The 12,460-nt window shown below is 68.4% G+C and carries 13 protein-coding genes; 7 read left to right on the top strand and 6 right to left on the bottom strand.

Features of this window, described 5'->3' with window-relative positions:
• Positions 1-40 precede the first annotated feature (40 nt).
• A complete protein-coding gene (dapD, locus tag ACQKLX_RS06340) occupies positions 41-883 on the top strand; it encodes a 2,3,4,5-tetrahydropyridine-2,6-dicarboxylate N-succinyltransferase (protein ID WP_427360501.1) in 843 nt (280 codons plus the stop codon).
• A 20-nt stretch (positions 884-903) separates the two neighbouring features.
• Positions 904-1,497: a hypothetical protein gene (locus ACQKLX_RS06335; protein WP_427360499.1), complete on the top strand. Its 594-nt coding sequence runs from the start codon at positions 904-906 to the stop codon at positions 1,495-1,497.
• Between the two features lie 233 nt (positions 1,498-1,730).
• Here ACQKLX_RS06335 and ACQKLX_RS06330 read toward each other — a convergent pair whose 3' ends face one another.
• Both ACQKLX_RS06330 and ACQKLX_RS06325 read right to left on the bottom strand, forming a co-directional pair.
• Entirely contained in the window at positions 1,731-2,285 is a 555-nt protein-coding gene (locus tag ACQKLX_RS06330; RefSeq protein WP_427360497.1) for a DUF1269 domain-containing protein, read from the bottom strand.
• A gap of 85 nt (positions 2,286-2,370) precedes the next feature.
• Complete coding sequence (locus tag ACQKLX_RS06325; protein ID WP_427360495.1) at positions 2,371-3,864, bottom strand: MDR family MFS transporter; 1,494 nt, start codon at positions 3,862-3,864, stop codon at positions 2,371-2,373.
• A 160-nt stretch (positions 3,865-4,024) separates the two neighbouring features.
• Between ACQKLX_RS06325 and ACQKLX_RS06320 the strand changes: the two genes are divergently transcribed.
• Both ACQKLX_RS06320 and ACQKLX_RS06315 read left to right on the top strand, forming a co-directional pair.
• Positions 4,025-4,399, top strand: a complete 375-nt coding sequence (locus tag ACQKLX_RS06320; RefSeq protein ID WP_427360493.1) for a hypothetical protein — start codon at positions 4,025-4,027, stop codon at positions 4,397-4,399.
• Complete coding sequence (locus tag ACQKLX_RS06315; RefSeq protein ID WP_427360491.1) at positions 4,399-4,896, top strand: hypothetical protein; 498 nt, start codon at positions 4,399-4,401, stop codon at positions 4,894-4,896. The genes ACQKLX_RS06320 and ACQKLX_RS06315 overlap by 1 nt, the downstream gene beginning before the upstream one ends.
• A gap of 85 nt (positions 4,897-4,981) precedes the next feature.
• Here ACQKLX_RS06315 and ACQKLX_RS06310 read toward each other — a convergent pair whose 3' ends face one another.
• The 4 genes from ACQKLX_RS06310 to ACQKLX_RS06295 form a co-directional block, all read right to left on the bottom strand.
• The gene (locus ACQKLX_RS06310; RefSeq protein ID WP_427360489.1) at positions 4,982-5,470 is read right to left on the bottom strand and encodes a GlcG/HbpS family heme-binding protein; all 489 of its coding nucleotides are present in this window, start codon (positions 5,468-5,470) and stop codon (positions 4,982-4,984) included.
• A gap of 98 nt (positions 5,471-5,568) precedes the next feature.
• The gene (locus ACQKLX_RS06305) at positions 5,569-6,177 is read right to left on the bottom strand and encodes a response regulator transcription factor (RefSeq protein ID WP_427360488.1); all 609 of its coding nucleotides are present in this window, start codon (positions 6,175-6,177) and stop codon (positions 5,569-5,571) included.
• On the bottom strand, positions 6,174-7,682 hold the full coding sequence (locus tag ACQKLX_RS06300) for a sensor histidine kinase (RefSeq protein ID WP_427360486.1): 1,509 nt from the start codon (positions 7,680-7,682) through the stop codon (positions 6,174-6,176). The genes ACQKLX_RS06305 and ACQKLX_RS06300 overlap by 4 nt, the downstream gene beginning before the upstream one ends.
• A gap of 80 nt (positions 7,683-7,762) precedes the next feature.
• Positions 7,763-8,737: a sensor histidine kinase gene (locus ACQKLX_RS06295; protein WP_427360484.1), complete on the bottom strand. Its 975-nt coding sequence runs from the start codon at positions 8,735-8,737 to the stop codon at positions 7,763-7,765.
• Between the two features lie 200 nt (positions 8,738-8,937).
• Between ACQKLX_RS06295 and ACQKLX_RS06290 the strand changes: the two genes are divergently transcribed.
• The 3 genes from ACQKLX_RS06290 to ACQKLX_RS06280 all read left to right on the top strand — a co-directional run bounded on the left by ACQKLX_RS06290 (position 8,938) and on the right by ACQKLX_RS06280 (position 12,460).
• Positions 8,938-9,741 (top strand): DeoR/GlpR family DNA-binding transcription regulator, encoded by an 804-nt coding sequence (locus tag ACQKLX_RS06290; RefSeq protein ID WP_427360482.1) that lies wholly within the window; start codon positions 8,938-8,940, stop codon positions 9,739-9,741.
• Between the two features lie 101 nt (positions 9,742-9,842).
• Positions 9,843-11,378: a glycerol-3-phosphate dehydrogenase gene (gene glpD / locus ACQKLX_RS06285; protein WP_427360480.1), complete on the top strand. Its 1,536-nt coding sequence runs from the start codon at positions 9,843-9,845 to the stop codon at positions 11,376-11,378.
• Entirely contained in the window at positions 11,375-12,460 is a 1,086-nt protein-coding gene (locus ACQKLX_RS06280; protein ID WP_427360478.1) for an ABC transporter ATP-binding protein, read from the top strand. The genes glpD and ACQKLX_RS06280 overlap by 4 nt, the downstream gene beginning before the upstream one ends.

The raw sequence follows: 12,460 nt of genomic DNA, 5'->3' as shown, positions 1-12,460 counted from the left end.
TCGCTCCGCCCGACATCGCAAGACCCGCTGGAGCCCGTCCATGTCCCTGACCGATCTCGCCGCCACCATCGACGCCGCCTGGGAGAACCGGGCCGAGATCGGCATCAGCACCAAGGGCGCCGTGCGCGAAGCCGTCGAGCAGGCGATCGAACTGCTCGATTCCGGCCAGGCCCGCGTCGCCGAGAAGGTCGGCGGCGAGTGGGTGACGAATCAGTGGCTGAAGAAGGCGGTGCTGCTCTCCTTCCGCCTCGCCGACAACGAGATCATGGCGCACGGCCCGGGCGAAGGCGTGTTCTGGGACAAGGTGCCCTCGAAGTTCGCCGGCTGGGGCGAGAACCGCTTCCGTGCCGCCGGCTTCCGCGTCGTGCCGCCGGCCGCCGCCCGGAAGGGCTCCTATCTCGCCCCGAACGTCATCCTGATGCCGTCCTTCGTCAACATCGGCGCCTATGTCGATTCTGGCACCATGGTCGACACCTGGGCGACCGTCGGTTCCTGCGCCCAGATCGGCAAGAACGTCCATCTCTCCGGAGGCGTCGGCATCGGCGGCGTGCTCGAGCCGCTGCAGGCCAACCCGACCATCATCGAGGACAACTGCTTCATCGGCGCCCGCTCCGAGGTGGTCGAGGGCGTCGTCGTCGGCGAGGGCTCGGTGCTCGCCATGGGCGTGTTCATCTCGGCCACGACCAAGATCGTCGACCGCGCCACCGGCCAGGTCCATGTCGGCAAGGTCCCGCCCTATTCGGTCGTCGTCGCCGGCTCGCTGCCGGGCAAGCCGCTGAACGACGGCACGCCCGGCCCGTCGCTCTACTGCGCCGTGATCGTCAAGACGGTCGACGCCCAGACGCGCGCCAAGACCGGCATCAACGAATTGCTGCGCGACTGACAACTACGGAGGCGGAGCCCATGAAGACGCTTCTGAGCGCCGCTGCCCTCTCGATCTTCACCCTCTGCGCCCAGCAAGCGCGCGCCGAGCCGGTCAACCTGACACTCAAGCTCGTCGACGAGGCCGGCAAGCCGCTTGCCGGCCATGCGGTCAGGGTCGCGGTCGGCTCGGAGGCCGATGTCAGCGCGCCGGGCGCCGGCCAGCGCCTGGCGAGCGACGTTGCGGGCGTGGTGCGCATGCAGGCCGACGCCACGGTCGATCGCCGCAGCGTCTCCTCAACCAGCGTCTTCACCCGTCACCCGGCCGAGCATCTCGTCGTCGGCGTCGAACTCGATCTGATCGGCCGGCGCGCGCTCTACCGCGTCCGGCTCGACCAGACCAAGGCCGGCACGGTCGGCCAGATGAACGCGTTCCTGGCAGGGGCCGGCGGCCGCTTCGACCTGCCGCTGGCCTTCCACGCCGACACGCATAGCTGGAGCCTGCCCGACGACCCCGCCGGCCTGCGCCTCACCGGCATCGGCGCGGAGCTCAAGGCCCACAACATGGAAGGCTCGGCCGAGACCGGCCGCACCATCACGCTCACCATCGCCAAGCAGAGCTTCACGCGGCGCTAGATCATCGCGCGTCCGAACGGACGCGGTCACGATGATCTATCACATTGTTATCGCATCCAATTCTTCCGAAAAGTGGACTCCACTTTTCGGCCCGATGCTATGGAGGAAAGCCCTTCAGCCGCAGCTTAGGCAGATATGCAGATGGCCGCGGCAGCAGGCCGGCTTGGCGCAGCCGCCAATGCCGGCCGTCACCGGCACCAGAACGAGCGCCATGGCCAGGATGATACGTAGCCTCACACGCCGGGAATCGGATTCGGTGTCGGCGCGGTCGAACCGGGCGCCAACTCCTGGCGCTGCGCCGCCGGCGAGGCGGCGAGCGCATCGCGCAGCTTCTGCTCCTGCGAATGGTCGAGCGAGGTCTTGAGTACGACGCCGCCGGTGCCCTTGATCGCTTCCAGCACCTTGTCGGCCGTCATCTTCTGGATCAACACGAAGAGCGCGGCATTGCCCGGCTGCAGATTGGCGGCGAGTTCCTTCATGAAGCCGTCATTGACGCCGTAATCGGTCAATGCCCCACCGAGCGCGCCGGAGGCCGCGCCGATCGCCGCGCCGAAGACCGGCATCAGGAAGATCGCACCGATGAGCAGACCCCAGAACCCGCCCGAGGCGGCGCCGAGCGCGGTGGTGTTGAGCAGCTGGTTGAGCTTGATCTTGCCGCCCTCGTGCATCACCGCGATCGCAGCATCGCTGATCTGGATCAGATATTCCTTCTGCAGGCCGAAGAGCTTCTGCCGCATTTCCTCGGCCCTGGCTTCGGTCGGATAGACGATGACGACGAGATCGGACATGGCGCACTCCTCTGACGTGACGACACAAGCTGCCGCCGCTCTGTGACGGGCTTGCGGCAAACGCGCGATGAACCAGCGCGTTCCGTTACTCGCCCGCCACCTCTTTCGCGGCCGCGAGGGCCGAGCCGCGCAGCGGCAGCTCCTGCATGCGTAGCAGGAAGATGAGCGCCAGAGCGAATCCCGCGAAACTTGCGGCGAAGACATAGCGGAACAGGCCGACCATGGCCGCCCGATCGACCGCGCCCGCCTTGAGCGTCTCGGCCGAAAGCCCGGCGCCGCTGGCGCCGAGGCCGCCGAGCACGATCGCGCCGAAGATGGCGACGATCAGCGCCCCGCCGATTTGGCGGAAGAAATTGGCCGTGCCGGTGGCTGTGCCGAGCTGGTGCATAGGGACGGCATTCTGGATCGAGACCGTTGCGACCGGCAGCAAAGTGCCGAAACCGACGCTGATGAAGGCCAGCACCAGACCGAAGCCCCATAGCGGCAGCTGGTCGCCATAGGCGATCAGCGCGGCCGTGCCGGCGAGCGCGACGGTGAGCCCGGCCACCGGCACGCGCTTGTAATGCGTCAGCTTGCCCAGCGCCCGGCCGGACGAGGTCGCGCCGAGGACCGTGCCGCAGGTCAGCGGGATCAGGCCGAGGCCGGAATTGGCGGCCGACAGGCCTGCGACCGTCTCGAAATAGAGCGGCAGGTAGATGGTGAGGCCGATGAACGTGCCCATGCCGAAGCCGGCCGCGATCGTACCGTTGCGGACGACCGGATTGGCCAGGACCGTCAACGGGATCAGCGGCTCCTCCGCGCTGCGCAGGCGCCAGGCGAAGCAGAGCCAGAGCAGGGCCGAACCGGCGACGAGGCCGAGGATCGGCGGCGAGGCCCACGGATAATGCGTGCCGCCCCAGGACAGCGCCAGCAGCAGGGTCATCGTCGCGCTGGTCATCAGCAGCGCGCCGAGCACGTCGAGCTTGTGCGGCCGTTCATGCCGCGGCAGGCGCTGCAGGGCCTTGTCGGTCATCCAGTAAGCGCCGAGCCCGAGCGGCAGGTTGATCCAGAAGATCACCGACCAGTGCAGCGCCTCGGAGATCAGGCCGCCGAGCACCGGGCCGAGCAAGGACGAGGTGAAGAAGACGCTGGCGAAATAGACCTGATACCTGCCGCGCTCCCGCGGCGGGACCATGTCGCCGACAATGGTCTGCGCCATGGCGATCAGCCCGCCGCCGCCGAGCCCCTGCACGAAACGTGCGGCGACCAATAGCCAGAGCGAAGGCGCAAGCGCGCAGGCGAGCGAGCCGACCACGAAGATCGCGATACCGCCGAGCATGGTGACGCGCCGGCCGTGGATGTCGGCGAACTTGCCGTAGAGCGGCGTCACCGCGGTCGAGGCCAGCAGATAGGCCGTCACCACCCAGGGCAGATGGGCGACATCGCCGAGCTCCCGGCCAATCGTCGGCATCGCGGTCGCGACGATGGTCTGATCGAGCGCCGCCAGGAACATGGCGAGCATGGTCCCGGTCAGGATCGATCGGATATCGGCATGGGAAAGCGCCGCCTGCGCTGGCGGCGTCTCGACCCGCTTGTCCATCGGCACCTGTCCGTCCTGTGTGCAGGGAATGCGCAACGATATGACCAGGGCTCGCCATGCGCCAGAGTTGGGGACGCAAGGCCGCCGCGAAGTGGGCGCAGCCCGGCATTGGCCGCGCCGTGAACTGCGGCTAGCATGCCCCTCCCCGCTGCGAGGGCCCATGCGCGCGCATTTGCTTCTGCCCCTGCTGATGATGCCGATCACGGCCGAGGCGCTCGAGCTGACCGGCCGCTACGGCTATGCCGGCGAATGGGCGGTGTCGGCGACACTGGCCGAGGCGGAAGCCACCGGTTCCCGGCGCAAGCGTGATTTCGCGGGGCCGGTGACCCTGAAGCATCTCGCTTTGTGCGGGCCTGGCGAGGTCGCTGAGAAATCCGGCCTCCTCAACCTGCGCCGCGACGGGCAACGCTATGCCGCGATGCTGACGATCGGCGAGGAGAGCTGCGCCGTGACCGGCGCCTTGTCCGAGGACGGCGTCGCCTTCGCCGATTGCGGCAAGGCCGGGAAGATACCGCTCAGGCTCTGGCTCAAATGATGAAGCTGCGCTGTCTGGCTGCCCTGGCAGCTGCTCTCGCCTGCGGCCCAGTCCTGGCCGATACCCGGCCTTCGCTGTGCCAAGCCGGCGAAGCCGCTGTGTTCTCCTGCGCCATCGGCGGCAAGACCGCCTCGCTCTGCGCCTCCGGTGACATCGGCCCGGGCCAGGGTAGCCTGAGCTATCGCTTCGGCCGCAAGGGCGCGATCGAACTGACGCATCCGGAAAAGCCAGCGCCACCAGACCAAGCCTTCAGCACAGCGGTCGTCGGCGATGCCGGATTCGCCGGCGACATCGTCCGCTTCAACCGTGGCGAAACCCGCTACACGCTCTATTCGATCATCGTGAAGGGACAGGGCGAACGCGACGGCATCCGCGTCTCCAAGGCCGGCCGCCAGCTTGCCGACCTCAGATGCAACGATTTTGCGCTCGGCAGCGACGCCTGGAAGCTGCTCTATCGCGCCAAGCTACCGAAAGCGGAACCGGCCTCGCTCGACTAGTCTCGCCCTTCAGTCTCCGGCACCTGAAACGATCAGGGCCGCTGCCTCACGGCAACGGCCCTGACGCCCCCTCACTGAAGACCGGTCACTTCAGCTTGGCGGCAATCGCCTGCAGGCCGGCATTGGCGCATTCCTCGTCGAGATGGCCGCCCGGGGCGCCGCCGACGCCGACCGCAGCGATCACCTCGTCGCCAACCTTCACCGGCACGCCGCCGCCGAGCAGCAGGAAGCCCTGGATATGGACGAGGTTGCGGGCGCCGGCATTGTTGGCGGCAGCTTCCGCCATGGCGCCGGTATTGTTCTTGGCCGAAACCGAGGTGAACGCCTTGGCGCGGCTGGCGTCGATGGTGTGCGGGCCGGCGCGGTCGGCGCGGATGGTGGCGAGCACGACGCCGCCGCGGTCGACGACGGTCGCGGCAACGTTGAAGTTCTTGGCGGCGCAGGCGGCGACGGTGGCCTGGGCGAGCTCGACGGCGAGCGCGGTCGGCAGAGCACGGACCTGGGCAACCTGGGCCTGGGCGAGCGTCGGCAGGGCGATGGCGGCGGACATGATGGCGAGACGGGCAAACGACATGGCAATCCCTCTGGTGATCACCGTTATGGTGTGAGGGGATGATGCCGAAGCCGGCCTCGCCGTTGCATCCGGGCGATCCGCGCGAACCTTACGTAGTTCTACCGATCCGCGCCTACGAGATGCAGCCGGACCATCTCGGCGACGGAGGTCGTCTCCAACTTCTCGGCGATATGGGCGCGGTGGGTGTCGACGGTGCGCGGCGAGATTGCGAGCACGCGGGCGATCTCCTTGGTCGAGCGTCCCTCGGCGATCAAAGCGAGGATCTCGGCCTCGCGCTGGGAGAGCCGGTCGAGCCGCTCCCGGAGCGAAGCCGTGCCACTTTCGGCCGCGAGCATGCCCTCGAGCGTCGCCAGCGCCGCCTGGACAGTGTCGATCAGCACCTGCTCGTCGACCGGCTTGGTCAGGAAATCGGCGGCGCCATTGCGGAAGGCGGCGCGGCAGGCCTCGACATCGCCATGGCCGGTGATGACCACGACCGGCCAGCGGCAACGGGCGGCGGCGAGCCGTTCCTGCAGCTTCAGCCCGGTCAGGCGCGGCATGCGGATATCGGTGACGATGCAGCCCGGCCGCAGACCGGGCAGCGCCTCCAGGAAGGAAACAGCATCGGCATGGGGCTGGACCTCGAGCCCGACGGTGCGCAGCAGGAAGCTCAGCGCCTCGCGCACCTCCCAGTCGTCATCAATCAGATGGACGAGCTGCCGGCTCATTCGGCGGCCTCCCGCTGAGATTGGTCGGCTATGCGCGGCAGGCGGACGCTGAAGACCGCGCCGCCGCCCGGTGCGTTCTCGGCGGCGAGCGTTCCGTCGAAGCGCTCGACCAGCCTTACGCAGAGCGCGAGGCCGAGACCGAGCCCGGCCGGCTTGGTGGTGAAGAACGGTTCGAACAGGCGCACCTGCGCTTCCGGCGACAGGCCGGGACCGCTGTCGCGAACCGCGAGCACGGCATCGCCGCCTTGCGTGCCGACCTCGATGATCACGCTGCGCTCGGCATCGCGACCCTCGACCGCCTCCAGCCCGTTGCGTGCGAGATTGAAGACGACCTGTTCGAGCTGGACCCGGTCCGCCCGGACCAGCGGCCGGCTGCCGTCGCCGACCACCCGCAATGTCGTGCCGGCACTCTGAGCGGTCGCCGCCAGGAGATGGACGACCTCGCCGGCGAGCTCAGTCAGGTCGACCGTCTCGATGGCGGGTTCGGATTTGCTGATCCAGGCGCGCAAACGCCCGAGAATATCGCCGGCGCGGCGAGCATTGCGCGCGATCGCCTCGAAGGCGCCGGCCAGCACCGCCTGATCGGCATCGGGCTGGGCCAGCAGGCGGCGCCCGGCCTGGGCCTGGCCGAGGATCGCGGTCAGGGGTTGCGTCAGCTCATGTGCGATGCCGGAGGCGAGCTCGCCCATGGCGTTGACCCGCCCGGCATGGGCCAGGCGCGCATCCTGCTCGGCCAGCACGGCCTTGCGCGCCGCCTCCTGCGCGGCACTGCGGGCTGCGAGCAGACGGTCGACCAGCAGCGCGGCGAGCGCGATGACCAGGCCCGCCAGCGCGAGGAAGCCTAGTGGCGGCAATGGCCAGTTCGGCGCGCTCGTCGTCAGCGTCAGGCGCAAGGGCTGGGTGCGGCTGGCAATATCGGCGCTGAAGGCGCCCGCCGGCTCGTTGACGGCACGGCCTTGCTCGATGAGTTGCAGTTGGACCTGTGCCCCCTCCGGCAGCGGCATATCGCTGGCGGAGAGCCTGTTCATGTCGATGACGAGCGCCAGCGCATAATGACCGACGCCGTCTGTGAGTGCCCGCTTGACCAGAAGCAACTTGTCGCCGTCGAGCGCACGGGTGCGCAGATTGGAGCCAACGGCCTGCCTTGCCTCCTCCGCGACGATAGCGGGATCGGCGGCGTCGAGCAGCGAACGCGGCGGGCTGAGCCCGAGGTCGACGACATCGATGCCGACGATGCGCGGATAGAAGCGGACGATGCTGGCCGCGACCTGCTCGACCGTCGCGACCGGGGCCGGCTCGGCGGCCTGGACCAGCGCCGACAGGCTGGTCAGATGGGCATCGTGCTGATCGACCCGCTGCGAGATCAGCCGGTGCAGGGTCCGCCCGGCCTCCTCCAGCGCCGCGGCATCGTTGCTGCGCCGGTTCAGCGAATAGGCGGCGCAGGCGAGCCCGAACGCGACGAGCCCCGCTACGAGGATGGCGGCGCGGCGCGACCTCCTCTGCATCAGCGTGTCGACCTCCTGCCGGAACCTGCCGGCAAGACTAACCGGTTTCGCGCCGCCATACAGTGGCCCGCGGCCGGCCGCTAGCCTTCCGCGAGGGCCGCGGTCGGTGCCTCGAGCGAGAGCATGATTCCGCCGGACGCGAAATCGAGCTTCGCCGTGCCGCCGAGATAGCTGCCGAGCACCTTCTCGATCATCTGCGAACCGAAGCCGCGCCGTTGCGGCGCCGTCACCGGCGGCCCGCCGCTTTCCTGCCAGCGGAAGTGGAATTCGCCGCCCTCATTGCGCCAGGAGACGTCGACATGGCCACCCTGCTGCGAGAGCGCGCCGTATTTCACCGCATTGGTCCCGAGCTCATGCAGAGCCAGCGCCATCGCCAGCGCGCATTTCGAGGACAGCGTCACCGAGGGGCCGTCGACGGTGAGGCGCTCCGCGGAGCGGTGCGGCGAGAGCACGACCTCGACCAGTTGCCTGAGATCGGCGCCGTGGCGGCTCGCCATCATCAGCACGTCCTGTGCTGCCGCCAGCGCCTGCAAGCGGTCGGAGAGGCGCCGCTTGATCATGTCCAGCGGCTCGTCCGAGCCGCGCAGCGACTGGTTGACGATGCCGGAGACCATGGCGAGCAGGTTCTTGATGCGATGGTTCAATTCGCCCGCGAGCAGGCGATAGCGTTCCTCGCCGGCATGCAATTGCGTGATGTCGCGCGAGACCGAGAGGATCGCTTCCGGCTTGCCGTCCGGCGCGAGGATCGGCGAGACCTGCACATCCCAGTAGCGCGAATTGCCGGCGGCGGTGTCGGCCTGGCCCTGGAAGCGATAACTGCGACCGGCTCGCGCCGCCAAGAGCGCGGTCTCGACCTCGGCCTTCCCCGCCCCCTCCCAGAACTGCGTCCAGGGGCAACCGCGGATCGCCTCGAAATCCTCGACCTCCATGACGCGCCGACCGCCTTCGCTCATGAATTCGAGCGCGCCGTCGAGGCCGATCACCTTGATGCAGTCATCCGACGCGGCCAGCACGGCGCGCAGGAAACGGACATCCTTGTCGAGCTGTGTCGGCACAGGCGGGCCTTCGAGTCAGGAGTGAAGACGATACAGTTCGACCGCTAGCGCAGTCCCTGTCAAACCCGCATGTCTTTTGACAGGTCTTGCCGTCATGGCCGTACGACATGGCGCACAACGGTCTTTAGCCGCCGAACAGACAGAGGTTGACGCTGCTGGCCGGCGCGGTCAGCTTGGCGCCACGTCGCGAGGAGCCGGACATGGAGAGCATCACGCCACGCCAGCGCGAGATCGTGGCGCTGGCCAGGGCGCAGGGACGCGTCAATGTCGAGGAACTGGCGACGCGCTATGAAGTCAGCGCTCAGACCATCCGGAAGGACCTGAACCAGCTCTGCGACCAGCGCATCATGTCACGGGTGCATGGCGGAGCTGTGGTGGCGTCCGGGGTAGAGAACCTCGCCTACGAAGCGCGCCGCTTCATCGCCCGCGACGAGAAGGCGGCGATCGGCCGGGCCGCGGCAGAGCTGATCCCGAACGACGCCTCGCTCTTCATCAATATCGGCACGACCACCGAGGAGGTGGCGCGCGCGCTCACCGACCATCACGGCCTGCTCGTCATCACCAACAACCTGCATGTCGCGACGCTGCTCTACCCGCATGAGAACATCGAGGTGATCGTCGCCGGCGGGCCGGTGCGGCGCTCCGATGGCGGCGTGATCGGCGCCGCCGCCGTCGACCTGATCCGCCAATTCAAGGTCGACTACGCCGTAATCGGCACCTCCGCCATCGACGAGGAGGGCGCGCTGCTCGATTTCGACTATCGCGAGGTCCGTGTCTCCCAGGCGATCATCGAGAACGCCCGGCAATGCCTGCTCGTCGCCGACAGCACCAAGTTCGAGCGCTCGGCCCCGGTGCGTATCGGCCATCTGCGCGATGTCGACGTCTTCGTCACCGACCGCCTCGATCCACCGCCCTTGCGCGAACTCTGCCGCAGCGAGGGCATCAAGCTGGTCGAAACCGAAACGCTCGCGGCGCATGCTGTATACCGGGAAAGTGAAAGCTAGAATTTTCACTTTGACTTTCGTTTTGCCGTTGCGCGCAAAAAAATCACGCTCTACCGTGCATTGAAGCGGCGACCGAAAGGGCCGCCTGCGGGAGGAAGCGTGTGACGGCTCCGGTGTTCGACATCGCCATCATCGGCGGCGGCGTGAACGGCTGCGGTATCGCGCGCGATGCCGCCGGGCGCGGAGCTTCGGTGGTCTTGTTCGAGCAGTCGGATCTCGCCAGCGCGACGTCCTCGGCCTCGACCAAGCTGATCCATGGCGGCCTGCGCTATCTCGAGCACTATGAATTCCGGCTGGTGCGCGAGGCGCTGACCGAGCGCGAGGTGATGTGGCGCGCCGCGCCGCACATCATCCGCCCCCTGCGCTTCGTGCTGCCGCATCATGCGGGCCTGCGGCCCTGGTGGATGCTGCGGCTCGGCCTCTTCCTCTACGACCATCTCGGCGGCCGCAAGCTGCTGCCGGCGACGCGCTCGCTCGATCTCCGACGCGACGCTGCCGGCGAGCCTCTGCAGCCGCGCTTCGACCGCGCCTTCGAATACTCCGATTGTTGGGTCGAGGATGCCCGCCTCGTCGTGCTCAATGCCCGCGACGCGGCTGAGCACGGCGCCAGGATCCTGCCGCGGACCAAGGTGATCGGCGCGCACCGCCAGGGCGATCTCTGGGTGGTCACGACCGAGGGGCCTGACGGCGTGCGGGCCGAGACCAGCGCCCGCGTACTCGTCAACGCAGCCGGTCCTTGGGTCGCCGACGTGCTGAACGGCATCGTCGCCAGCAACCGCCCGGCCTCGGTGCGGCTGGTCCAGGGCAGCCATATCGTCGTGCCGCGCCTGTTCGAGCACGCCCGCTGCTACATCTTCCAGAATGCCGACGGCCGCATCATCTTCGCCATCCCCTATGAGGGCGACCTCACCCTGATCGGCACCACCGACAAGGACTATGACGGCGACCCCGCCAAGGTCGCGGCCAGCGAGGACGAGATCGCCTATCTCTGCGCCGCGGCGAGCGAGTATTTCCGCAAGCCGATCAAGCGCGAGGACGTGGTCTGGACCTATTCCGGCGTGCGGCCGCTCTATGACGACGGCGCCAGCAAGGCGCAGGAAGCGACGCGCGACTATGTGCTGACGCTGGACGAGCCGGCAGGCTCGGCGCCGCTGCTCTCGGTCTTCGGCGGCAAGATCACCACCGCGCGTCGGCTCGCGGAAGCGGCGGTCGAGAAGCTGTCCGCAGCGGTTCCGGCCCTGCGCAAGCCATCCTGGACGGCCACCGCGCATCTGCCCGGCGGCGATTTCCCGGTCGAGGGCTTCGAGGGGCTGGTCGAACGGATCTGCGCTACCCGCCCCTGGCTCGACCGCAAGCTCGCGCGCCGGCTCGCCCGCGCCTACGGAACCCGCGCCGAGACCTTGCTCGAAGGCGCCAAGGCGATGGCCGATCTCGGCCGCGTCTTCGGCGCCGACCTGACCGAGCGCGAGGTCGCCTGGCTGATGAACCAGGAATGGGCTGTGAGCGCCGAGGACGTGCTGTTCCGGCGCAGCAAACTCGGCCTGCGCTTCTCACCCGAGCAGCGCCGGGCGCTCGACGACTTCATGGCGGCGAAAGCATCGCCACCCGCTTCCGCCAAGATGGAGGCGCGCGGATGAGCCTGACGCTGGACAGTATCGGCCTGACGCGCGGCGCGCAGACCCTGCTCAGCGACATCTCGCTGACGCTGGAGAAAGGCTCGCTCAATGTCCTGCTCGGCGCGACGCTTGCCGGCAAGACTTCGCTGATGCGGCTCATGGCGGGGCTCGATGCGCCGAGCAGCGGCAAGGTGCTGATCGAGGGCCGCGACGTCACCGGACTGCCGGTGCAGAAGCGCAATGTCGCGATGGTCTACCAGCAGTTCATCAACTACCCCGCGCTCTCGGTCTACGAGAACATTGCCTCGCCCTTGCGGGTCGCCGGCCTGCCCGCGAACGAGATCGAGACGCGCGTGAAGAGCGCCGCAGCTCTCTTGCGGCTCGAGCCCTATCTCCAGCGCAAGCCGCTCGAGCTCTCCGGCGGCCAGCAGCAGCGCACCGCGATCGCCCGCGCCCTGGTGAAGCGCGCCGAGCTCGTGCTGCTCGACGAGCCGCTCGCCAATCTCGACTACAAGCTCCGCGAGGAATTGCGCGAGGAACTGCCGCGCATCTTCGCCGAATCCGGCGCGATCTTCGTCTACGCCACCACCGAGCCAAGCGAGGCGCTGCTGCTCGGCGGCAATACCGCGACGCTCTTCCAGGGCAGGGTGACGCAGTTCGGCCCGACCGCACAGGTCTATCGCCAGCCGCATGATCTTGTGACCGCGCAGGTCTTCTCCGACCCGCCGCTCAACACGCTCTCCGGCACCAGGCAGGGCGGCGAGGTCAGGCTCTCGACCGGCCAGAGCATCCCTGCTGGTGGCGCCTTTGCAGGCGTGCCCGACGGCGCCTACACGATCGGCTTCCGCGCCCACCATCTCGCGCTCGATGCGCTGCCGGCGCCGGCGATCGAACTGCAAGCCAACGTCTCGGTCTCCGAGATCACCGGCTCGGAATCCTATGTCCATCTCGATGTCGGCGAGCACCGCCTGGTCGCGCTGGTGCCGGGCGTGCGGCGTCTGGAACCGGGCGCGGCCGTGACCACCTGGCTCGATCCCACCCGCATCTTCCTGTTCGACGCCGCCGGCAGGCTGGCGGCGGCAGCTCCGGCAAAGGCGGCGTGA

This window comes from Allobosea sp. NPDC003192 (assembly GCF_050275675.1).
Classification (GTDB): domain Bacteria; phylum Pseudomonadota; class Alphaproteobacteria; order Rhizobiales; family Beijerinckiaceae; genus Allobosea.
The sequence above is the reverse complement of the archived record's forward strand: the minus strand, read 5'-3'. Positions and strand labels throughout refer to the sequence as shown.

Bases quoted from the DNA above. Each gene is read 5' to 3' on its own strand.
- dapD (WP_427360501.1), top strand. From the start codon at position 41: ATGTCCCTGACCGATCTCGCCGCCACCATCGACGCCGCCTGGGAGAAC.
- ACQKLX_RS06335 (WP_427360499.1), top strand. From the start codon at position 904: ATGAAGACGCTTCTGAGCGCCGCTGCCCTCTCGATCTTCACCCTCTGC.
- ACQKLX_RS06330 (WP_427360497.1), bottom strand. From the start codon at position 2,285: ATGTCCGATCTCGTCGTCATCGTCTATCCGACCGAAGCCAGGGCCGAG.
- ACQKLX_RS06325 (WP_427360495.1), bottom strand. From the start codon at position 3,864: ATGGACAAGCGGGTCGAGACGCCGCCAGCGCAGGCGGCGCTTTCCCAT.
- ACQKLX_RS06320 (WP_427360493.1), top strand. From the start codon at position 4,025: ATGCGCGCGCATTTGCTTCTGCCCCTGCTGATGATGCCGATCACGGCC.
- ACQKLX_RS06315 (WP_427360491.1), top strand. From the start codon at position 4,399: ATGAAGCTGCGCTGTCTGGCTGCCCTGGCAGCTGCTCTCGCCTGCGGC.
- ACQKLX_RS06310 (WP_427360489.1), bottom strand. From the start codon at position 5,470: ATGTCGTTTGCCCGTCTCGCCATCATGTCCGCCGCCATCGCCCTGCCG.
- ACQKLX_RS06305 (WP_427360488.1), bottom strand. From the start codon at position 6,177: ATGAGCCGGCAGCTCGTCCATCTGATTGATGACGACTGGGAGGTGCGC.
- ACQKLX_RS06300 (WP_427360486.1), bottom strand. From the start codon at position 7,682: ATGCAGAGGAGGTCGCGCCGCGCCGCCATCCTCGTAGCGGGGCTCGTC.
- ACQKLX_RS06290 (WP_427360482.1), top strand. From the start codon at position 8,938: ATGGAGAGCATCACGCCACGCCAGCGCGAGATCGTGGCGCTGGCCAGG.
- ACQKLX_RS06280 (WP_427360478.1), top strand. From the start codon at position 11,375: ATGAGCCTGACGCTGGACAGTATCGGCCTGACGCGCGGCGCGCAGACC.